Here is an 18188-nt window from a genome sequence, read left to right on the forward strand (position 1 = left end):
GATGACCGTCACGGAAGCCTCGGTGCCGTCGGATGTCGACGGCGCCCTGGCCGACTTCCAAGGGCAGCTGAACCTGATCTTCGCGAAGGCCCGGCTGCTCTGGAAGGACTCCGCCGCGCGCATCGATCCCGAGCTTCACGTCACCGGATACAAGCTCCTGACCTTCCTCGACGGCGCAGGAGCATCGAGCGCGCACGAGCTGGCCGAGCGCTTCGAGATGGACAAGTCGGTCATCAGCCGGCAGGTGCGGATGCTGGAATGCCACGCCCTGCTCGAATCCCGCCCCGATGAGCGCGACGGTCGGCTGCGGGTCCTGACGGTGACGCCGAAGGCGCGAGAGGCGCTCGCGCGGGTGCGGGCCGAGTACGCCCTGCGCCTGCGCGCCGCGATCGGCGAGCTCACCGTCGACGAGATCACGACGGCGTCCAAGGTGTTCCGCCTCCTGGCCGAGGCCTGAGGCACGGCGCTCTACACTGGCGAGCATGACCGACGAACCCTCCGACCTCGATCTCGCCGTGGCCAGGGTCGAGCACGAGCTCGCCGGACTCATCGCCCGGATCCGCGTGAGCTGGCGCGAAGCGGCGGTCACGGTGCATCCCGCTCTGCAGCCTCTCGGCTACCAGGTGCTGACGTCGATCGCGACGGGCAAGGCGACCTCGGCCGGAGCGATCATCGAGCGCCTGCAGACCGACAAATCTGCCGTGAGCCGACAGGTGCGCCAGCTCGAGGAGCTGGGACTCGTCGAGAGCGTGCGCGACCCCGACGACCGCCGCGCGCGCGTGCTGGTCGCCACGGATCTTGCTCAGGAGCGCGTCGCCGCCGCGCGAGCCCGTTACGAGGAACGTCTCGGCGAGCGGCTGAAAGCGTGGTCGGCCGATGACCTCGACCACTTCGCCGACCTTCTCGCGTCGCTGGGCGGCTGAGCCGCCCCCGCAACGGCTACTTCTTCTTCTTGGACTTCTTGGCAGGCTTGTCCTGCTTCGACGACGCCTTCTCCGCCTTGGGCATGCGGGTCAGGAGCCTTCGGGCGTCGACGGCCTTGCGGCGGCCCGGGCGCTTTCCGGCCGGCTTGCCTCCGACATAGAGCCAGCCGAGCAGCTCTTCATCCTTGCCGAGGCCGTGCACCTTGGCGACGGCCTTGGACCGCGTGTAGTGACCCGTGCGCCAGAGCACGCCCCAGCCGGCTTCGTCGAGCAGCAGGCTCAGCATGTGAGCGACGCCGGAGGCGACGGCCTCCTGCTCCCAGCGCGGAACCTTCTCGCTCTTGCGGTAGCTCGCGACCACCGCAATGAGCAGCGGAGCGCGCAGCGGCTTCGACGACGGCGACGAGTCGCCCTCGGCCTTGGCGATCGCAGCTCCCAGGACCTCGCGGTCGGCGCCGCGGAGCTCGATCAGACGCCAGGGCCGCAGCGAGGAGTGGTCGGCCACGCGGCCGGCGGCCGCCACGAGATGCAGCAGCTCCTCACGGCCCGGCGCGAGCTCCGTGACCTTCGACCAGGACTGACGCGAGCGGACCGCCTCGAGGGCGCTCACTCGGCGTCCGGCGTGAAGTTCAGCGCGATGGAGTTCATGCAGTAGCGGTCACCGGTCGGAGTGCCGAAGCCATCGGGGAAGACATGGCCGAGGTGCGAGCCGCAGTTCGCGCAGCGCACCTCGGTGCGCACCATGCCCAGGCTCGTGTCCTCGATGAGCTCGACCGCCTCGGGGCGGATCGACTCGTAGAAGCTCGGCCACCCGCATCCGGAGTCGAACTTCGTGCCGCTCTTGAAGAGCTCGGCACCGCAGGCACCGCAGGTGTAGAGGCCTGCGCGCTTCTCGTCGAGCAGCTGTCCGGTCCATGCGCGCTCGGTCGCGGCCTGGCGCAGCACTGCGTACTGATCGGCGCCGAGTTCCTCGCGCCACTGTTCTTCGGTCTTGTCCACGCTGTACGACATGCGTACATTCTCTCGCGTCTGCCTGTGACCGGGCGCAGTGCGACCAGAATGGACGCATGACGGATGCCGTGCAGCGCCGATATGCGCGATTCGCCGAAGAGGAGGCGCCGGGGCGCAGCGAGCTGTACGCCGAATGGGCGCGCGGGGTGGCCGCGGACGCGGCGATCAGAGGCGTGTTCGAGCGGATTCCCGAGAACCGGCGGCAGCCCCCGCTGGTCTTCGCCGTGACGCGGATGCTGGGCGCCCGTCTCACCGGCTTCGCGCAGTGGCGCGACTTCGTGCTCGCCCACGCCGACGAGATCGTCACCGAGAGCTCGTCACGGCGACTGCAGACCAACGAGCCCTTGCGTCTTTCCCCGCTGCTGCCCGTGCTCAGCGAGATCGACGGCCCCATCGCACTGCTCGAGGTCGGCGCGTCGGCAGGCCTGTGCCTGTACCCGGATCGCTACTCGTACCGGTTCGTCGACGACGCAGGCGCGCTGCGCCAGGCGATCGACCCCGCGGCCGGCCCCTCGCCCGTCGTGCTGGAGAGCGTGGTCACCGGCCCCCTCCCGCCCATGCGCCTGCCGCACGTCGTGTGGCGCGCGGGAGTGGACCTCGCGCCGCTCGACGCCGCCGATGACCGTGACCGTCGCTGGCTGCAGGGGCTCGTGTGGCCGGGGGAGGAGGGGCGCGAGCAGCGCGTGACTGCGGCGCTCGACATCGCGGCGTCCGACCCGCCGATGCTCGTGGCGGGCGACGCGCTTGCGGAGATCGACGCTCTCGCGCGCTCGGCGCCGGCGGGAGCGACTCTCGTGATCACGACGCCGGGGGTGCTCGTGCACATCCCGCGTGAGCCCAGGACAGCGCTCGTCGAGAGCATCCGCCGTCTGCCCGCCCGGTGGATCACGATCGATCCGCCGGCACTTCTGGACGTGTGGGATCCGCCGGTCGACGCCGAGAGCTGGCCGGGATTCGTCGTGGCCCTCGACGGATCGGTGCGCGCGGCGTCGGACCCGCTCGGGCGTCGATGGGAGTGGCGCACCGGAACCGCGTCCCGGCCGATCTAGTCTGATCCCATGCTGGGTGAGTTGACGGAGCGAGATCGCGCGATCCTCGCGCTGGAGACCCTGTGGCCGCGGCACAGCGGGGCGAAGGAGGAGGTCATCCGCGCCCAGCTCGGCATGAGCGCCGCCCGGTACTACCAGCTGCTCGGCCGCCTGATCGAGTCGGAAGAGGCTCTCCGCTACGACCCCATGCTCGTCGGGCGACTCCGCCGCATCCGCGATGCGCGGGCGCTGCAGCGCTCCACACGGACTCCGGGATTCGTCGGCTAGCATCGAGGGGTGTCCAAGCCCACCCGAGACCGATTCGACGACGTCCCCCGTTCGACTGGACGAGTAGGGGCGCACCGCGCCGAGGTTCCGGGCATGAACGGCTGGGTCGTTCTGCTGTGGTCGTTCGTCGCCGCCCTCGTGCTCATCATCGGCGGCATCTTCGGCTCGCTCGTGGTCATGGGGCGGATCTCCCTCTTCCCCGAGGCGGTGCCGAGCTCGACGCCGACCCCGGTCGAGACCGGTGTCGTCGATACGACGTATTCGGTCACGATCCTCAACGCGACTCCGGACGAGGGCCTCGACACGCAGATGCGCGACACGCTGCTGAACGGCGGCTGGGCGGCTGACACGGTGTTCGCGAGCGACAGCACGAGCAAGGACTTCTCGACCACCACGGTCTACTACGTCGACGCGGCAGACGAGCTCGCCGCGATCGGTCTCGCCAATCTCATCGGCGGTGCAGAGGTCGAGCAGAGCGACTTCTACGCGGACATGAACAACACCGACGGCAAGCAGCTGGTCATGGTGATCGGCCTCGATCGTTCGAGCTCCGCACCATCGACCCCCGAGGACACTCCGGCTTCCTGAACGCCGCTCGCGTCTCTCCCGGCAGCTTGCACTCGATGGGGTCGAGTGCCAGAATGGCGTTAGCACTCTCTCACTCTGAGTGCTAAACCCAACGTCTACGTCCAGGAGGGACGACAAAACTCATGGCAAAGATCATCGCTTTCGATGAGGAGGCCCGCCGCGGCCTCGAGCGCGGCCTCAACATTCTCGCCGACGCCGTCAAGGTAACGCTCGGCCCGCGCGGTCGCAACGTCGTGCTGGAGAAGAAGTGGGGCGCCCCCACGATCACGAACGACGGTGTCTCCATCGCCAAGGAGATCGAGCTCGACGACCCGTACGAGAAGATCGGCGCGGAGCTCGTCAAGGAGGTCGCCAAGAAGACCGACGACGTCGCCGGCGACGGAACCACCACCGCCACCGTCCTCGCCCAGGCACTGGTCCGCGAGGGTCTGCGCAACGTCGCAGCCGGCGCCGACCCGATCTCGCTCAAGCGCGGCATCGAGAAGGCCGTCGCGGCCATCACCGAGGAGCTGCTCTCCAGCGCCAAGGAGATCGACTCGAAGGAGCAGATCGCTGCGACCGCATCGATCTCGGCCGCTGACACCGCGATCGGCGAGCTCATCGCCGAGGCGATCGACAAGGTCGGCAAGGAGGGTGTGGTCACCGTCGAGGAGTCGCAGACCTTCGGCACCGAGCTCGAGCTCACCGAGGGCATGCGCTTCGACAAGGGCTACCTGAACCCGTACTTCGTGACGGACCCGGAGCGCCAGGAAGCGGTCTTCGAAGACGCCTACATCCTCATCGCGAACCAGAAGATCTCGAACATCAAGGACCTTCTGCCCATCGTCGACAAGGTGATCCAGGACGGCAAGGAGCTCGTCATCATCGCCGAGGACGTCGAGGGCGAGGCTCTCGCGACCCTCGTGCTGAACAAGCTCAAGGGCATCTTCAAGTCGGTCGCCGTCAAGGCTCCCGGCTTCGGCGACCGCCGCAAGGCTCAGCTGCAGGACATCGCGATCCTCACCGGCGGCCAGGTCATCACCGAAGAGGTCGGCCTCAAGCTCGAGAACGCCACGCTCGACCTGCTGGGTCGCGCACGCAAGGTCATCGTCACCAAGGACGAGACGACGATCGTCGAGGGCGCAGGCGAGGCCGCGCAGATCGAGGGTCGCGTCACGCAGATCCGTCGCGAGATCGAGAACACCGACAGCGACTACGACCGCGAGAAGCTGCAGGAGCGCCTCGCCAAGCTCGCCGGTGGCGTCGCCGTCATCAAGGCGGGGGCTGCGACCGAGGTCGAGCTCAAGGAGCGCAAGCACCGCATCGAGGACGCCGTCCGCAACGCGAAGGCAGCCGTCGAGGAGGGCATCGTCCCCGGTGGTGGCGTCGCGCTGATCCAGTCGGGCACCAAGGCGCTCGACGCTCTCTCGCTCACGGGCGACGAGGCGACCGGTGCGAACATCGTCCGCGTCGCGATCGAGGCTCCGCTGAAGCAGATCGCTCTGAACGCCGGTCTCGAGCCGGGTGTCGTCGCGAACAAGGTCGCCGAGCTCGAGTCGGGACACGGTCTGAACGCCGCGACCGGCGAGTACGTCGACATGTTCGCCGCCGGCATCATCGACCCGGCCAAGGTGACGCGCTCGGCTCTGCAGAACGCCGCGTCGATCGCCGGCCTCTTCCTCACCACCGAGGTCGTCGTCGCCGACAAGCCCGAGAAGGCTGCGGCTCCGATGGGTGACCCGTCGGGCGGCATGGACTTCTGATCCATTCCTTCTGACAGAAACGCCCCGGCTCCGGCCGGGGCGTTTCTGCTTTTCGGGGGGGGTCAGCGGAACAGGCTCGCCGAGTACTGATCGGCGTCGGCATACTGCGTCGCCGCTCCGCCGAGTGCGGTGCCGATGGACTCGAGGACCTGCTCGACGTGCAGCTGGGCGCCGCGCCACTGCTGCGCGCAACTCTGGAACGCGACCGACGCGGCACCCGACCACGACGACTCGAGCTGCGTGAGCTGGGCCATCAGAGTCGCCGATTCGCTCTGCAGCCGTTCCATGGTGGCGCGGGTGGAGCCCTGCGCGGTGGAGACGGCCTCGGTGTCGACGGTGAAGACGGACATGGGAACTCCTTTGATCTGTGGGGTTCCGACGCTATAGAGAAGCGGATGCCGGCATCCGCTCTCTCGGCCGCGATCCCCACCCGATGTGCACAACGCGTCAGACCACGCGAATGTGCAGGAGAGAACTCAGAGTTCGAGGGGGTCGAGCGGCTGGGTGTCCTCGAGAAGATGCTCGGGTGTCGCACGAGACGGTGCGAGCGGGAACGTCACGGTGAACGTCGCACCTCCGCCCGGGGTCTCGGTCACGGCCACGCTGCCGTGCAGAGCCTTGACGATAGAGGCGACGATCGCGAGTCCGAGCCCGGATCCGCCGGTCTCGCGCGCCCGCGAGGTGTCAGCGCGCCAGAACCGCTCGAAGATCTGCTCACGGATCTGCGGCGGAATGCCCTCGCCGTGATCGACGATCGCGATGCTGCCGGTTCCCGCGACGCGGTCGGCGTCGACCACGATCTCGATCGGGCTCTCGTCGGGGGAGAAGCGGCGCGCATTGCCCAGAAGGTTCGCGACCACCTGGCGCACCTTGTTCTCCTCGCCGAGCACGATCGGGGGAGTGCGCACCGGAATGTCCTCGACCTCGGTGAAGTCGATCGCCGGCATCTCGGCTGGCGCATTGCGCGTGCGTCGGCGCAGGCGTGCGAGCGAGGCACGGGAGAGCCCCCGCGGTGCGGGCGCCGGCTGCGTCGCCGGCTTCGCCGGGCGGGTGATGGGGGCCGTGAGCGGCGCCTCGAGCGTCTTGTCGACGACGGTCACGGCGCGCCCGGGGGCGGCCGCCTGCACGTCGAGGGCGGCGTCGCGGGCGACCGGGCGCAGATCGATCGCGGTGATCTCCGGTTCACGCTCCTCGTCGAGGCGCGCGAGAGCGAGGAGGTCCTCGACGAGCACGCCCATGCGGATCGCCTCCTTCTCGATGCGCTCCATGGCGCGGGCGGTGTCCTCTTCGCCCTTGATGGCTCCCATGCGATACAGCTCGGCGTAGCCGCGGACGCTCACCAGCGGTGTGCGCAACTCGTGGCTGGCATCCCCGATGAAGCGCCGCATGTGCCTGACCGTGCGGTCGCGCTGGGCGAGAGAATGGTCGGCACGATCGAGCATCGCGTTGATCGCGGCATTGAGACGACCGACTTCTGTGGTGGGCTCGAGGTCGGTGAGACGCTGGCTGAAATTGCCGGCCGCGATCGACATGGCGGTGGATTCGACCTGGCCGAGCCGGCGGAATGTCAGGGTGACGAGACCGCGGATGAGCAGAGCCGCGATGATGATGGTGATGAGGGCCACGGTGACGTAGATGCCGAAGTACTGGCTGATGATGCGGTCGGCGGCGGAGAGCGGCATCGCGACGAGCTGAATGCGCACCGCGCCGCCGCCGGCACCCGGGGTGTTCGCTACGGCCGCATGGAAGCTCGAGCCCTTCGTGCCCTCGAGCTGAATGATCACGTCCTGCTTCGCCAGCGCCTCCTGGAGCGAGTAGCTGGCGGGGAAGAGGGGCGTGTCACGGCCGTTTCCGCTCCCTGCGGTCGCCTGGAGGACGCCGCTGATGGGGTCATAGACGGCGAAGGAGAAGTCCCGAGGCGTGGCCTTGGGCGTGTAGACGGTCTCGCCGTCGGCCGTCGTCACGTCGAAGTAGGTCGACACCAGATCGGCGGAGACGAGAGCGGGCAGCTGCGAGTCGATGTTGTCGATCAGCGCGTTGCGCAGGATCGGCGCGGTACCGAGCCCGGCGACGAGGAGTCCGAGCGCGAGCACGCCGACGGTGACGCCGGTGACCTTGGCGCGCAGGCTGATGGCCCGCCACCAGCGGGTGACCGCGTCAGGCTTGTGCGCCATGCGGTCCTCCCGTCGTCGGCGTCAGCAGGTGGCCTGATCTACTTGCCGACCTTGAGCATGTAACCGAATCCGCGCTTGGTCTGGATGACCGACTCTTCCGTGTGCGGATCGATCTTGCGGCGCAGGTAGGAGATGTAGCTCTCCACGATCCCGGCGTCGCCGTTGAAGTCGTACTCCCAGACATGGTCGAGGATCTGCGCCTTCGACAGCACCCGGTTCGGATTCAGCATGAGGTAGCGCAGCAGCTTGAACTCGGTGGGACTGAGCTCGATCGACTCCTTGCCGACGTGGACGTCGTGGGTGTCCTGATCCATCGACAGCTCGCCGGCGCGGATGATCGACTCCTCGTCGGCCTGCATCGTGCGGCGCAGGATCGCCTGTGCGCGGGCCACGATCTCGTCGAGGCTGAATGGCTTGGTGACGTAGTCGTCGCCGCCCGCGTTGAGACCTTCGATCTTGTCCTCTGTGCCGTCCTTCGCGGTCAGGAAGAGGATGGGTGCCGTGAAGCCGGCACCGCGCAGTCGCTTGGTGACGCTGAAGCCGTTCATGTCGGGCAGCATCACATCGAGGATGATGAGATCGGGCTCCTCCTCGAGGACGGCCGAGATGGTGGCGGCGCCGTTGGCGACCGTCTTCACCTGGAACCCGGCGAAGCTCAGACCTGTGGAGAGCAGGTCGCGGATGTTCGGCTCGTCGTCGACGACCAGGATGCGCGCAGCAGTCATGACCCCATTATGGTGACTTCGCGCATGCAGATGCTGATTATCGGCCGGAGCGGCGAAGTCACGTCGCGGGTCCGTGCACCGCCACGGCGACCGCGAGGGTGATCGACGCCTCGACCGGGGCGTCGGGATCGACCGTGATCCGGTGCAGCAGAAGGCCATCGCAGGCCGCCATCAACATGGGAGCGCGGTCTGCGGCATCCGGGCCGGCGATCGTCCCGAGCAGGGAGCGCACCCACTCCTCGAACACCCGGCGCTGACGCCGAAGGGGAGTGACCGCCTCGTCATCGACGGCCTCGAGGAAGAGCGCGTACCGAGCACGGGTACGCGCGGCTCTCGGGCCGGACTCGAGCTCCATCACGTGTATGAGCATCTCGGTGAGGGCGGCCTCCGTGGAGGGGAGCGAGGGGAATCCTCCCTCCCCGCGCTCACTCTCGGCGATCCAGTCGATGACCCCGGAGAGCAGTGCCGCCCTCGTGCGGAAATGATTGGAGGTCGACCCTGGCGGAAGGTCTGCCGCGGCATCCACTCTCCCGTGCGTCAGTGCGCGGATCCCCTCCGTGCCGATCAGGTCGATGGCGGCCTCGAGGGCGCGGATGCGGGTGCTGCTCATGACCCGAGCATAGGCAACTACGTTCATAGTGACAAAACACTATGAACGTAGTACAGTTCGAGCAGGGCCGGTTCGACCCGAGGCGTGCAGCGACGTGGAGGTCTCATCATGGACACACCGGCGATCCCGCAGGGATCCGTTCAGGGTGCGTGGTCGCCCGCCCTCCCCGAAGCGGAGGGCTTCCGGCATTCGATGGTGCAGACGCGCGGTCTTCGCACGCACGTCGCCGAGATCGGGGAGGGCGAGCCTGTTGTCATGCTGCACGGCTTCCCCGAGCACTGGTGGCAGTGGCGCGCGATCGCGCCGGCGATCGCGGCGCGCGGATACCGGGTGATCTGCCCGGATCTGCGCGGCTCCGGGTGGACGGAGGCCGCAGATCCGAGCTTCGGCCCCGATTCGCAGCGCGACGATGTCATCGCGGTGCTCGACGCCCTCGGCATCCGTCGCGCGCACTTCGTCTGCCACGACATGGGCGCGATCTCCGGCATGCAGATCTCCTATCTGCAGCCGCAGCGGGTGCGCACGATGGTCCAGCTCTCCGTGCCACCGGGGTTCATGCTCTTCACGCCGAAGGTCGTGCCCGCGTTCGCGCACATGCCGGCGCTGCTCCTGCACCGGCGGGGCAGATCGCTCAAGGGGCTCTTCAGCCCGCGATACGCGACGAGGCAGCTGTCGGACGCGACGATTGACGGCTACCTGCGCGTGCACGATCGCGCGGAGGTGGAGAACGCCGTGACCGCGCTGTACCGCGGAATGGTCATCCCGGTGTCGTTGCGCCTCATGAGCGGCCACTACCGGCGGATGCGTCTGCAGCCACGCACACTCGCGGTGTTCGGTCGGCAGGACGGGCCGTTCGCGGAGCCGATCGCACGGCACATCTGCCGGGACCACGAGCGGCGGGCCGACCGCTTCGAGCTCGCCTTCGTCGACGATGCGGCCCACTTCCTCACGGATGACGCGCCGGAAGCCGTCACGGCGCTGATCCTGGACTGGTTCGAGCGGGCCGGCTGACGCACCGCCGCCCGCCCGCGCCGGCCACTCCCGCTCAGGCGGCGTCGAGCGCGTCGGCGTCCATGATCGTGTAGCTGTAGCCCTGCTCGGCGAGGAAGCGCTGACGGTTCTGCGCGTAATCCTGATCGATGGTGTCGCGGGCGACCAGCGTGTAGAAGCTCGCCGTGTGGCCGGACTGCTTGGGTCGCAGCAGGCGCCCGAGGCGCTGGGCCTCCTCCTGCCGTGAGCCGAACGACCCCGACACCTGGATCGCGACCGAGGCCTCCGGCAGATCGATCGAGAAGTTCGCGACCTTCGACACCACGAGCAGCTGGATCTCGCCCTCGCGGAACTGCCGGTACAGCTCCTCGCGCTCATCGACGGGCGTCGCGCCAGTGATCTGCGGAGCATCCAGCGCATCGGCGAGCGTGTCGAGCTGGTCGAGATACTGGCCGATGACGAGGATCTGCTCGTCCGGATGCTTCGCGATGAGCTCCTTCACGGCGTCGATCTTCGCCGGCGCGGAGGCGGCCAGACGATACCTCTCATCGTCGGTGGCGGCGGCATACTCGAGCCGATCGCTCGGCGGAAGGTCCACGCGCACCTCGTAGCAGACGGCGGGGGAGATGAATCCCTGCGCCTCGATCTGCTTCCACGGAGCGTCGAAGCGCTTGGGCCCGATCAGGCTGAACACGTCGCCCTCGCGGCCGTCCTCGCGCACGAGGGTCGCGGTGAGGCCGATGCGACGGCGGGCCTGTAGATCTGCGGTCAGCTTGAACACGGGAGCGGGGAGCAGGTGCACCTCGTCGTAGACGATCAGGCCCCAGTCGAGCGCGTCGAGAAGGGCGAGGTGGGCGTACTCTCCCTTCCGCTTGGCCGTGAGGATCTGGTACGTCGCGATCGTGACGGGCTTGACCTCCTTGGCCTGACCCGAGTACTCGCCGATCTCCTCCGGCGTGAGGCTCGTGCGCTTGAGCAGCTCGTCGCGCCATTGGCGGGCGGAGACCGTGTTCGTCACGAGGATCAGCGTGGTCGTCTTGGTCGCGGCCATGGCGCCGGCGCCGACGATCGTCTTGCCCGCGCCGCAGGGGAGAACCACGACGCCTGAGCCGTCCTTCGAGAACGCGTCGACGGCATCCTGCTGATACGGGCGGATCTGCCAGCCGTCCTCGGCGAGCTCGATGTCGTGCGGCGTTCCCGGCGTGTAGCCGGCGAGGTCTTCGGCGGGCCAGCCGATCTTCAGCAGCTCCTGCTTGATCTGGCCGCGAGCCCAGGCATCGACGACGAACGTGTCGGGCGTGGGATGCCCGATCAGCAGCGGCTGGATGCGCTTGTTGTTCGCGACCTGCGTGAGGACGGCGGGGTCGTTCGAGCGCAGGATCAACGTGCCTTCGCCGTCGCGCTCGATCACGAGGCGCCCGTAGCGGTTCACAGTCTCGCGCAGGTCGACGGACACCGAGGGCGGTACCGGAAAACGCGACCAGCGGTCGAGCGTCTCCAGCATGTCCTCAGCGGTGTGTCCCGCCGCACGCGCGTTCCACAGGCCCAGGCGCGTGATCCGGTACGTGTGGATGTGCTCGGGGGCGCGCTCGAGCTCGGCGAAGATCGCGAGCTCGTGGCGGGCCGCCTCGGCATCCGCATGAGCGACCTCGAGCAGGACGGTGCGATCGCTCTGCACGATCAGAGGGCCATCAGACATAGCTGTCCAGTTTACTGCGGGATCACGGTGGCGGATCGGATGCTGGACACGGGAAGGGTTCGCTCCACGTCCGCTGCGCGGTCACGTCCGCGCAGTCGTCCGCCGCCGAGTCCCGTGGCCTCCATGATCAGCTCTCTGGTCGATCCGTCCGGCATCCCCACGACCACCCTGAGCACTGCACGAGCGCGCACGGCCGCGTCGAGCTCGCGATCGAGCCAGGCGGCATCGGCGTCCGGTCCCTGGTGGGATCGGAGAGCGCGGATGAGAGCCGAGTAGTCAGGGGCGGGAGCCGTGGTGCGGACGAGCGGATGCCGGTCGCCGGCGATCGGACGACCGTGCTCGTCGACGAGGATCGCGGGATAGCGTGCATCGGCGAGAGCCCAGTACACCGTGTCGCGGCCGACCCGCGACGTGATCGAGCCGACATGCTTCGTCAGCCCCAGAGGACGAAGCGCCTGGTCGACCGCGATCGCCTCGAGAAGGTTCTGATCGACGCTCTCGATGCGCGTGCGGCCGGTCTCGGCATCCGAGGACACGCGCACCAGTCCGTGGCGCTGCGCGGTCTGCGCGACCAGATACTGCAGGGGCTGGGGGATGCCGGTGAGGGAGATCCCTCCGAGGAACTCGAGGATCGACGTCTCGGTCTCGCCGGAAGCCACTGCGCGCGCGATCGACTCCGTGGTGAAGCGGTACGACGACGCCTGGGCCGCGGATTCGCGATCGGCCATGGTCCGTAGTCGCACGTCGAGGGCCGGTTCGAGCGGCCCGGGCGAGATCGCGGTGAGATCGTTCTGCAGGAAGATGCGGTCGACCTCGGCCGGCAGCAGCGCGGTGAGCTCGTGCGCGGCGGGACCTGCGCCTGCGCGCATGGGCGCGCTCCACGCAGGTTCCGATCCGTCATCTGCGAGGAGCGCGAGCAGGCGGGCTCGCTCGCGCAGCGCCGCGCTGCGCCCGGACCATGTCGGATCCCACGGATACGCGGACGGCCACATGGCGGGTGCGAGCCACCCGCCCGACGGCGTGCGGATGCCGCGGGGCAGGGCATCGCGGAAGCCTGTGGCCAGGGCGCTCCATCGTTCGGCCACCGAGAACCGCAGCCAGCGCTCGGCATCGTCGGTGGCGCCCATGCGCTTCCCGTCGGCGGCTGCGAGACCGGCATCGACCGCGAGCTGAATGAGCGGGTCGACGGCCTCCGCCGGTATTCCGTTCTCGGCCAGCTGCTTCTTCTCGCCTGCGCTCACAGTGCCGCCGGAGAGCAGTCCCAGCGGGCGTTCGCGGGCGCGCAGCAGCAGATCGGCGACTGCCGACACCGTCGTCAGCGCGCGCTCGGCCGCGAGCGCTGCGGCATGCGTCTCCGAAGGAACGGGATCGGTCCTCTGCATCGCGGCTGGAGCGGGGCGGTCCCGCACCGCAGTCGTCACGGGTGGGAACGGGGCTCCGTCGACCTGGAGGAGACCGAGCGCGGTCAGCGCGGTTCGCTGCTCTCCGGCATCCGCGCCCGACGCCGCCGCGCTGAGCGCCGATGCCTCTGCGGATGTCAGAGTCGGCAGCACGCGGTTCAGCGCCACGGGGTCGAGGAGTGCTTCGGCGGCGTCGAAGAAGTCCTGCCATCCGGCGTCCGGACGCACACCGCGCGCGCGGAACAGGGCGACCAGCACGTCATCGCTCGACGCGGCCAGCCATTCGGCCAGCGGTCGCGCATGCGTGCTCATAAGTGATTCCTCAGGAACGCGATGCCGCGCGGCCCTTCCGGATGAAGCTCATCACGAGCAGCGTGATGATCAGCACGAAGGCGAGCGGCGGACCCCAATAGAGGATGCTGGCGACGAACGGCCAGACGCCCTCTGCGAAGGCTGCTTCATCCATGCCATTGGCCGTGCCGATCATGATCGAGATGAATCCGAGGATCGAGGCGGCGATGAGGCCGAGCGCGGCGAATGCGAGGAAGCGGTCCACTCTGCGGATCTCGGGCTCGGAAGTCGGCGTACTCATCCGTCTCAGCCTAGTGCGTCCCCGACCGGTAGGCTGGGGGAGGGCGCTCTGTTCGAGCGCGCCATATCTCCACACCGACTCAGCGAGGTTTCTCCCATGCCCACCGGCAAGGTCAGGTTCTACGACGAAGACAAGGGTTTCGGCTTCATCGCCACCGATGACGGTCAGGATGTCTTCCTGCACGCATCAGCCATGCCTGCGGGTACGGCTGTGAAGGCGGGTTCGCGTGTGGAGTTCGGCGTCGCAGACGGCAAGCGCGGCCTGCAGGCGCTGTCGGTGCGCGTGCTCGAGGCGCCGCCGAGCCTCGCCAAGGCGAAGCGCAAGCCGGCCGACGATATGGCGATCATCGTCGAAGATCTCGTGAAGCTTCTCGACGGCATGGGCGCCGATCTGCGCCGCGGCCGTTACCCCTCGTCCGGCCACAGCCGCAAGATCGCGGCCGTTCTGCGCAAGGTCGCTGATGACCTCGACGCCTGAGGCAGACCAGCGTCTCCTCGACGCACATGATCTCGCGCTGAACGCGCTGCGCGAGATCACACCGGCGTCGACAGTCGGCCCCGCGGCCGGATATCTCGTCGAAGACGACGGCTCCGTGTCTCTGCGCTTCGCGAACCGCCTCCCCGGCTATCCGGGCTGGTACTGGACCGTCACGGTGGCTCGCGTCGATGACGAGGAGCCCACCGTGCTCGAGGTGGAGCTGCTCCCCGGCGACGGTGCGCTGCTGGCACCCGAGTGGGTGCCGTGGGCCGAGCGTCTGGCCGAGTACCGCGCACATCAGGTGGAGCTCGCCGAGCAGGCGGCGGCAGCGGCGGCGGATGAGCTCGACGTGCTCGCGGCCGCCGAGGCTGAGGGCCTGGACGACGTGCTCGACGACGATGACGACGACGATGATGACGAGGACGTGCTCGACGGCGACGAGCCGCGCGCTCTGCACGCCGGTGATCTCGACGGGGTCGACATCGATGAGCTCGACGACTCGGTCGTCCTCGACGACGAGTCGGACGATGATGACGATGACGAGTCGGACGATGATGACGATGACGAGTCTGACGAGGGCTTCGACGACGACGAGTCTGACGAGGGCTTCGACGACGACCTCGCCGATGACTCCGATGGCGATGGCGGCGCAGTCGACGATCAGCCCGTCGACTCCGAATCAGAGGCCGCGGCCGAGACGGGCTCCGACGACGAGGAGTGAGCCCTCGTTCGTCAGGTGACAGCGAGCAGGCCCATCGCTGCGGCGTCCCGAGGCGCACGGAGGCGCCCCGGGATCCGCTCGTGGCTCAGGCGCCTGTGTTCTCGAGGACGTAGTCGAGGGAGCGGGTGAGCTGGCGCACGTCGTCGGGCTCGATCGAGACGAAGGTCGCGACGCGCAGCTGGTTGCGGCCGAGCTTGCGGTACGGCTCGGTGTCGACGATGCCGTTGGCGCGCAGCGTCTTCGCGATCGCCGCAGCATCCACGGTGTCGTCGAAGTCGATCGTGACGACGACAGGGGAGCGGTGCGCGGCGTCCGCGACGAAGGGCGTGGCGACCGAGCTGGCCTCGGCCCAGTCGTAGAGAACTCCGGAGGACTCCGCCGTGCGAGCAGCGGCCCACTCGAGCCCGCCGCCTGCGAGGATCCAGCGCAGCTGGCTGTCGAGCAGGTGCAGGGTCGTGAGCGCCGGAGTGTTCAGGGTCTGGTTCAGACGCGAGTTGTCGACCGCGTTCTTCAGACTGAGGAACTCGGGGATGTAGCGACCGGATGCCGCGATCCGCTCGATCCGGTCGATCGCCGCAGGCGACACGACCGCGAACCACAGGCCGCCGTCCGAGCCGAGGTTCTTCTGCGGCGCGAAGTAGTAGACGTCGGCTTGCGCGGCGTCGAAGTCGATTCCGCCGGCCGCGCTGGTCGCGTCGATCACGGTCAGTGCGCCCTCCGCGGCGACGCGCTCGACCGGCGCGGACACGCCGGTGGAGGTCTCGTTGTGCGGCCAGGCGTACACGTCGACGCCGTCGACGATCTCGGCGGCGATGCGCGACCCGGGCTCGGCCTTGCGGACATCGGGGGCCTGCAGCCAGGGAGCAGCGGCGGCGGCCGCGAACTTGCCGCCGAACTCGCCGAAGACGAGGTTCTGGCTGCGGTTCTCGATGAGGCCGAAGGCTGCCGCATCCCAGAACGCGGTGGAGCCGCCGTTTCCGGTGATGACCTCGTAGCCCTCGGGAATGCGGAAGAGCGCCGCGAGCTGCTCGCGCACGCTTCCGACCAGATTCTTCACGGGCGCCTGGCGGTGCGACGTGCCGAGCACGCTCGCTCCCGCGGCGAGCAGCGCATCGAGCTGCTCCGGCCGCACCTTCGAGGGGCCGCACCCGAAGCGGCCGTCAGCGGGCAGGAGGTCACGGGGAATCTCGATCGCCATGGGTCGATTCTATGTTGCGCGACCCGCGCCGTTTCGCCGCGTGACGCGCCGACATCGTCGCAGGAATGTAGGCTTGCCTAAGAAGACCCGGAGGGCCAGATGACGGACTTGATCGACACCACGGAGATGTACCTCCGCACAATCCTCGAACTCGAGGAGGAGAACATCGTGCCGCTGCGCGCGCGCATCTCCGAGCGACTCGGACACTCGGGTCCGACGGTGTCGCAGACCGTGGGGCGGATGGAGCGCGACGGCCTCGTCGTCGTGTCCGAAGATCGCACGCTCGAGCTCACCGACGCCGGTAGGCGCAAGGCGGTCGACGTGATGCGCAAGCACCGTCTCGCCGAGCGCCTGCTCTCCGATGTGATCGGCCTCGACTGGGCGTATGTGCACGAAGAGGCATGCCGCTGGGAGCACGTGATGAGCGAGCAGGTCGAACGACGGCTCGTGGAGCTCCTCGGCCACCCGACGGAGTCGCCCTACGGCAACCCGATCCCGGGTCTCGATCAGCTCGGCGATCTCCCCGTGCGCACCTTCGACGAAGGCGTCATCGGCCTCGTGCAGAAGCTGACCGCCGCGGGAGAGCCCATCGAGGGCACCGTGCGTCGTCTCGCCGAGCCTGCTCAGGTCGATCCCGAGCTGCTGGAGCAGCTGCGCGATGCGGGCGTGGTGCCCGGAGCGAAGGGCGACTACCGCTTCAACGAGGGCTATGTCCTGATCCAGATGGACGGCAAAGACGAGGGGCTCGAGCTCCCGGTTGAGCTCGCCTCGCACATCTTCCTCGTCGGCGAACCCGTCTGACGCCCGATCGCGGCTCGCACCCCGAACCTGCTCCCCGGGGATTAACAGCTTTACAGGGTGACACGATCGTTATCTTCCGGTAACCTCGGACAGGTCGCCAGCGAAGAAGCCCGCTGGTGGTTACCCGCGATGGTCGCCTTTCAGGCTCGTCGTCTTCGCGGTGAAATCGCACAAAGTACCCCGAGTTACATACGTGCCACGAGAAGCAGAGTGCCGACGAGCCAGCGCTACCCGAGCGTGCAGGCCCTGGAGGACATAGTTTTGGCCGCAGACATCGAACCGCCCGCGAAGACAACCGAAGACCGCGCACTCGCCCGTCGCACGGGTGCAGCCAAGCCGGCACGCAACGTCATGAAGCCGCTCCGTTCGGTCGCGATCTTCGGCGCAGTGGGTGCTCTCGTCGCCGCCATCGCGCTTCCCGCTTACGCCTCGTCGAAGCCTGCAGAAGAGGCGACGACCCTGCAGCAGCTCGCCGCGGTCGATGCTCAGTCGCTCATCGTCGCATCCGAGGCGACCGCCGCCCCGCTCGTGCATGGCGCCTTCACGGCGACCACCCCCGAAGAGATCGAGAAGAAGAAGGCCGAAGAGGCCGCCGCAGCTCGTGCAGCGGCCGCGGCATCCACCGCCTCGTCCTCGGGCTTCGATATCAGCAAGTACGCTCTCGTCTCGCCCGGTTCCGGTGAGGTGCGCTATCCGCTCCCGCAGGGCTCTTACAACGTGAGCCGCACCCTCGGCAGCGGTCACAACGGCGCCGACATGGTCTGCCCGGCGCTGACCCCGATCTACGCGGCTGCGGCCGGCGTGGTCCGCGTCTCCTCCGAGAGCTACTACGGCTACGGCGTCGGCGTCGTGATCGACAGTGTCGTGGGCGGTCAGCGCGTCTCGACCACCTACGGCCACATGACCTACGGCACTCGCCAGGTCGAGGTGGGCCAGACGGTCGAGGCGGGGCAGCTCATCGGGCTCGTCGGCAGCACGGGGCACTCGACCGCCAACCACCTCCACTTCGAGGTGAAGATCAACGGCACCCTGGTCGAGCCGATCGGCTGGCTCGCCGCCAACGCCGGCTGATAGCCGTCATCCGTCATTGACACGCCTTCGGGCGTTCACTCGGAGTTTCGCCCAGTCCTCAGGGGAATGGGTTAGCCTGTTCCCGTTGTCGCACTGACGGGAGAGGCTGATGGAACAGATACCGAGCATCCGCACCATGGATGCCCTCGG

21 protein-coding genes are annotated in these 18188 nt (G+C 68.3%); 11 read left to right on the top strand and 10 right to left on the bottom strand.

The window, feature by feature from the left end:
• Position 1: 1 nt before the first annotated feature.
• Together RS84_RS00770 and RS84_RS00775 are read left to right on the top strand one after the other, a co-directional pair.
• Positions 2-457 (top strand): MarR family winged helix-turn-helix transcriptional regulator, encoded by a 456-nt coding sequence (locus RS84_RS00770; protein ID WP_045255848.1) that lies wholly within the window; start codon positions 2-4, stop codon positions 455-457.
• A 25-nt stretch (positions 458-482) separates the two neighbouring features.
• Positions 483-923 (top strand): MarR family winged helix-turn-helix transcriptional regulator, encoded by a 441-nt coding sequence (locus RS84_RS00775; protein WP_045255849.1) that lies wholly within the window; start codon positions 483-485, stop codon positions 921-923.
• Positions 924-939: 16 nt separating this feature from the next.
• Here the strand turns inward: RS84_RS00775 and RS84_RS00780 are convergent, their stop codons facing one another.
• Together RS84_RS00780 and msrB are read right to left on the bottom strand one after the other, a co-directional pair.
• Positions 940-1533 carry a nitroreductase family protein gene (locus RS84_RS00780; protein WP_045255850.1) on the bottom strand — a complete coding sequence of 198 codons (594 nt, stop codon included), beginning with the start codon at positions 1531-1533 and terminating at the stop codon, positions 940-942.
• On the bottom strand, positions 1530-1934 hold the full coding sequence (msrB, locus tag RS84_RS00785) for a peptide-methionine (R)-S-oxide reductase MsrB (RefSeq protein ID WP_045255851.1): 405 nt from the start codon (positions 1932-1934) through the stop codon (positions 1530-1532). The genes RS84_RS00780 and msrB overlap by 4 nt, the downstream gene beginning before the upstream one ends.
• Positions 1935-1990: 56 nt before the next feature.
• Here msrB and RS84_RS00790 point away from each other — a divergent pair, with 56 nt between their 5' ends.
• The 4 genes from RS84_RS00790 (at position 1991) to groL (ending at position 5580) form a co-directional block, all read left to right on the top strand.
• The gene (locus RS84_RS00790; protein WP_045255852.1) at positions 1991-2983 is read left to right on the top strand and encodes a DUF2332 domain-containing protein; all 993 of its coding nucleotides are present in this window, start codon (positions 1991-1993) and stop codon (positions 2981-2983) included.
• A 9-nt stretch (positions 2984-2992) separates the two neighbouring features.
• A complete protein-coding gene (locus RS84_RS00795) occupies positions 2993-3250 on the top strand; it encodes a DUF3263 domain-containing protein (protein WP_045255853.1) in 258 nt (85 codons plus the stop codon).
• 9 nt (positions 3251-3259) lie between these two features.
• On the top strand, positions 3260-3838 hold the full coding sequence (locus RS84_RS00800; RefSeq protein ID WP_045255854.1) for a LytR C-terminal domain-containing protein: 579 nt from the start codon (positions 3260-3262) through the stop codon (positions 3836-3838).
• 122 nt (positions 3839-3960) lie between these two features.
• Positions 3961-5580, top strand: a complete 1620-nt coding sequence (groL, locus tag RS84_RS00805) for a chaperonin GroEL (protein WP_045255855.1) — start codon at positions 3961-3963, stop codon at positions 5578-5580.
• A gap of 62 nt (positions 5581-5642) precedes the next feature.
• Here groL and RS84_RS00810 read toward each other — a convergent pair whose 3' ends face one another.
• The 4 genes from RS84_RS00810 to RS84_RS00825 form a co-directional block, all read right to left on the bottom strand.
• Positions 5643-5930 carry a WXG100 family type VII secretion target gene (locus RS84_RS00810; RefSeq protein WP_045255856.1) on the bottom strand — a complete coding sequence of 96 codons (288 nt, stop codon included), beginning with the start codon at positions 5928-5930 and terminating at the stop codon, positions 5643-5645.
• A gap of 126 nt (positions 5931-6056) precedes the next feature.
• Entirely contained in the window at positions 6057-7754 is a 1698-nt protein-coding gene (locus RS84_RS00815) for a sensor histidine kinase (RefSeq protein WP_045255857.1), read from the bottom strand.
• A gap of 38 nt (positions 7755-7792) precedes the next feature.
• Positions 7793-8479, bottom strand: a complete 687-nt coding sequence (locus tag RS84_RS00820) for a response regulator transcription factor (protein ID WP_045255858.1) — start codon at positions 8477-8479, stop codon at positions 7793-7795.
• A gap of 58 nt (positions 8480-8537) precedes the next feature.
• Positions 8538-9089 carry a TetR/AcrR family transcriptional regulator gene (locus RS84_RS00825; protein ID WP_045255859.1) on the bottom strand — a complete coding sequence of 184 codons (552 nt, stop codon included), beginning with the start codon at positions 9087-9089 and terminating at the stop codon, positions 8538-8540.
• A gap of 108 nt (positions 9090-9197) precedes the next feature.
• Between RS84_RS00825 and RS84_RS00830 the strand changes: the two genes are divergently transcribed.
• Positions 9198-10100, top strand: a complete 903-nt coding sequence (locus tag RS84_RS00830) for an alpha/beta fold hydrolase (RefSeq protein ID WP_045255860.1) — start codon at positions 9198-9200, stop codon at positions 10098-10100.
• Positions 10101-10134: 34 nt separating this feature from the next.
• Here RS84_RS00830 and RS84_RS00835 read toward each other — a convergent pair whose 3' ends face one another.
• From RS84_RS00835 to RS84_RS00845, 3 genes are read right to left on the bottom strand one after another with little or no spacing between them, the layout of a single operon-like run.
• Positions 10135-11778: a DNA repair helicase XPB gene (locus RS84_RS00835; protein ID WP_045255861.1), complete on the bottom strand. Its 1644-nt coding sequence runs from the start codon at positions 11776-11778 to the stop codon at positions 10135-10137.
• A gap of 11 nt (positions 11779-11789) precedes the next feature.
• On the bottom strand, positions 11790-13490 hold the full coding sequence (locus RS84_RS00840; RefSeq protein WP_045255862.1) for a helicase-associated domain-containing protein: 1701 nt from the start codon (positions 13488-13490) through the stop codon (positions 11790-11792).
• Between the two features lie 10 nt (positions 13491-13500).
• Complete coding sequence (locus RS84_RS00845) at positions 13501-13770, bottom strand: hypothetical protein (protein ID WP_045255863.1); 270 nt, start codon at positions 13768-13770, stop codon at positions 13501-13503.
• A 96-nt stretch (positions 13771-13866) separates the two neighbouring features.
• Between RS84_RS00845 and RS84_RS00850 the strand changes: the two genes are divergently transcribed.
• Both RS84_RS00850 and RS84_RS00855 read left to right on the top strand, forming a co-directional pair.
• Entirely contained in the window at positions 13867-14247 is a 381-nt protein-coding gene (locus RS84_RS00850) for a cold-shock protein (protein ID WP_045255864.1), read from the top strand.
• Positions 14231-14968 (top strand): DUF3027 domain-containing protein, encoded by a 738-nt coding sequence (locus RS84_RS00855; protein WP_045255865.1) that lies wholly within the window; start codon positions 14231-14233, stop codon positions 14966-14968. The genes RS84_RS00850 and RS84_RS00855 overlap by 17 nt, the downstream gene beginning before the upstream one ends.
• 85 nt (positions 14969-15053) lie before the next feature.
• On the opposite strand, the gene serC is transcribed toward RS84_RS00855, so the two are convergent.
• On the bottom strand, positions 15054-16166 hold the full coding sequence (gene serC, locus RS84_RS00860; RefSeq protein ID WP_045255866.1) for a phosphoserine transaminase: 1113 nt from the start codon (positions 16164-16166) through the stop codon (positions 15054-15056).
• Positions 16167-16265: 99 nt separating this feature from the next.
• Between serC and RS84_RS00865 the strand changes: the two genes are divergently transcribed.
• Together RS84_RS00865 and RS84_RS00870 are read left to right on the top strand one after the other, a co-directional pair.
• A complete protein-coding gene (locus RS84_RS00865; protein WP_045255867.1) occupies positions 16266-16967 on the top strand; it encodes a metal-dependent transcriptional regulator in 702 nt (233 codons plus the stop codon).
• 210 nt (positions 16968-17177) lie between these two features.
• Positions 17178-18038 carry a M23 family metallopeptidase gene (locus RS84_RS00870; protein ID WP_235281353.1) on the top strand — a complete coding sequence of 287 codons (861 nt, stop codon included), beginning with the start codon at positions 17178-17180 and terminating at the stop codon, positions 18036-18038.
• Positions 18039-18188 lie beyond the last annotated feature (150 nt).

The organism is Microbacterium hydrocarbonoxydans (genome assembly GCF_000956475.1).
GTDB classification, from domain to species: Bacteria; Actinomycetota; Actinomycetes; order Actinomycetales; family Microbacteriaceae; genus Microbacterium; species Microbacterium hydrocarbonoxydans_A.

Excerpts from the sequence above, each read along its gene's own strand:
- RS84_RS00770 (WP_045255848.1), top strand. The coding sequence starts at position 2 with ATGACCGTCACGGAAGCCTCGGTGCCGTCGGATGTCGACGGCGCCCTG.
- RS84_RS00775 (WP_045255849.1), top strand. The coding sequence starts at position 483 with ATGACCGACGAACCCTCCGACCTCGATCTCGCCGTGGCCAGGGTCGAG.
- msrB (WP_045255851.1), bottom strand. The coding sequence starts at position 1,934 with ATGTCGTACAGCGTGGACAAGACCGAAGAACAGTGGCGCGAGGAACTC.
- RS84_RS00790 (WP_045255852.1), top strand. The coding sequence starts at position 1,991 with ATGACGGATGCCGTGCAGCGCCGATATGCGCGATTCGCCGAAGAGGAG.
- RS84_RS00795 (WP_045255853.1), top strand. The coding sequence starts at position 2,993 with ATGCTGGGTGAGTTGACGGAGCGAGATCGCGCGATCCTCGCGCTGGAG.
- groL (WP_045255855.1), top strand. The coding sequence starts at position 3,961 with ATGGCAAAGATCATCGCTTTCGATGAGGAGGCCCGCCGCGGCCTCGAG.
- RS84_RS00810 (WP_045255856.1), bottom strand. The coding sequence starts at position 5,930 with ATGTCCGTCTTCACCGTCGACACCGAGGCCGTCTCCACCGCGCAGGGC.
- RS84_RS00815 (WP_045255857.1), bottom strand. The coding sequence starts at position 7,754 with ATGGCGCACAAGCCTGACGCGGTCACCCGCTGGTGGCGGGCCATCAGC.
- RS84_RS00820 (WP_045255858.1), bottom strand. The coding sequence starts at position 8,479 with ATGACTGCTGCGCGCATCCTGGTCGTCGACGACGAGCCGAACATCCGC.
- RS84_RS00825 (WP_045255859.1), bottom strand. The coding sequence starts at position 9,089 with ATGAGCAGCACCCGCATCCGCGCCCTCGAGGCCGCCATCGACCTGATC.
- RS84_RS00830 (WP_045255860.1), top strand. The coding sequence starts at position 9,198 with ATGGACACACCGGCGATCCCGCAGGGATCCGTTCAGGGTGCGTGGTCG.
- RS84_RS00835 (WP_045255861.1), bottom strand. The coding sequence starts at position 11,778 with ATGTCTGATGGCCCTCTGATCGTGCAGAGCGATCGCACCGTCCTGCTC.
- RS84_RS00840 (WP_045255862.1), bottom strand. The coding sequence starts at position 13,490 with ATGAGCACGCATGCGCGACCGCTGGCCGAATGGCTGGCCGCGTCGAGC.
- RS84_RS00845 (WP_045255863.1), bottom strand. The coding sequence starts at position 13,770 with ATGAGTACGCCGACTTCCGAGCCCGAGATCCGCAGAGTGGACCGCTTC.
- RS84_RS00850 (WP_045255864.1), top strand. The coding sequence starts at position 13,867 with ATGCCCACCGGCAAGGTCAGGTTCTACGACGAAGACAAGGGTTTCGGC.
- RS84_RS00855 (WP_045255865.1), top strand. The coding sequence starts at position 14,231 with ATGACCTCGACGCCTGAGGCAGACCAGCGTCTCCTCGACGCACATGAT.
- serC (WP_045255866.1), bottom strand. The coding sequence starts at position 16,166 with ATGGCGATCGAGATTCCCCGTGACCTCCTGCCCGCTGACGGCCGCTTC.
- RS84_RS00865 (WP_045255867.1), top strand. The coding sequence starts at position 16,266 with ATGACGGACTTGATCGACACCACGGAGATGTACCTCCGCACAATCCTC.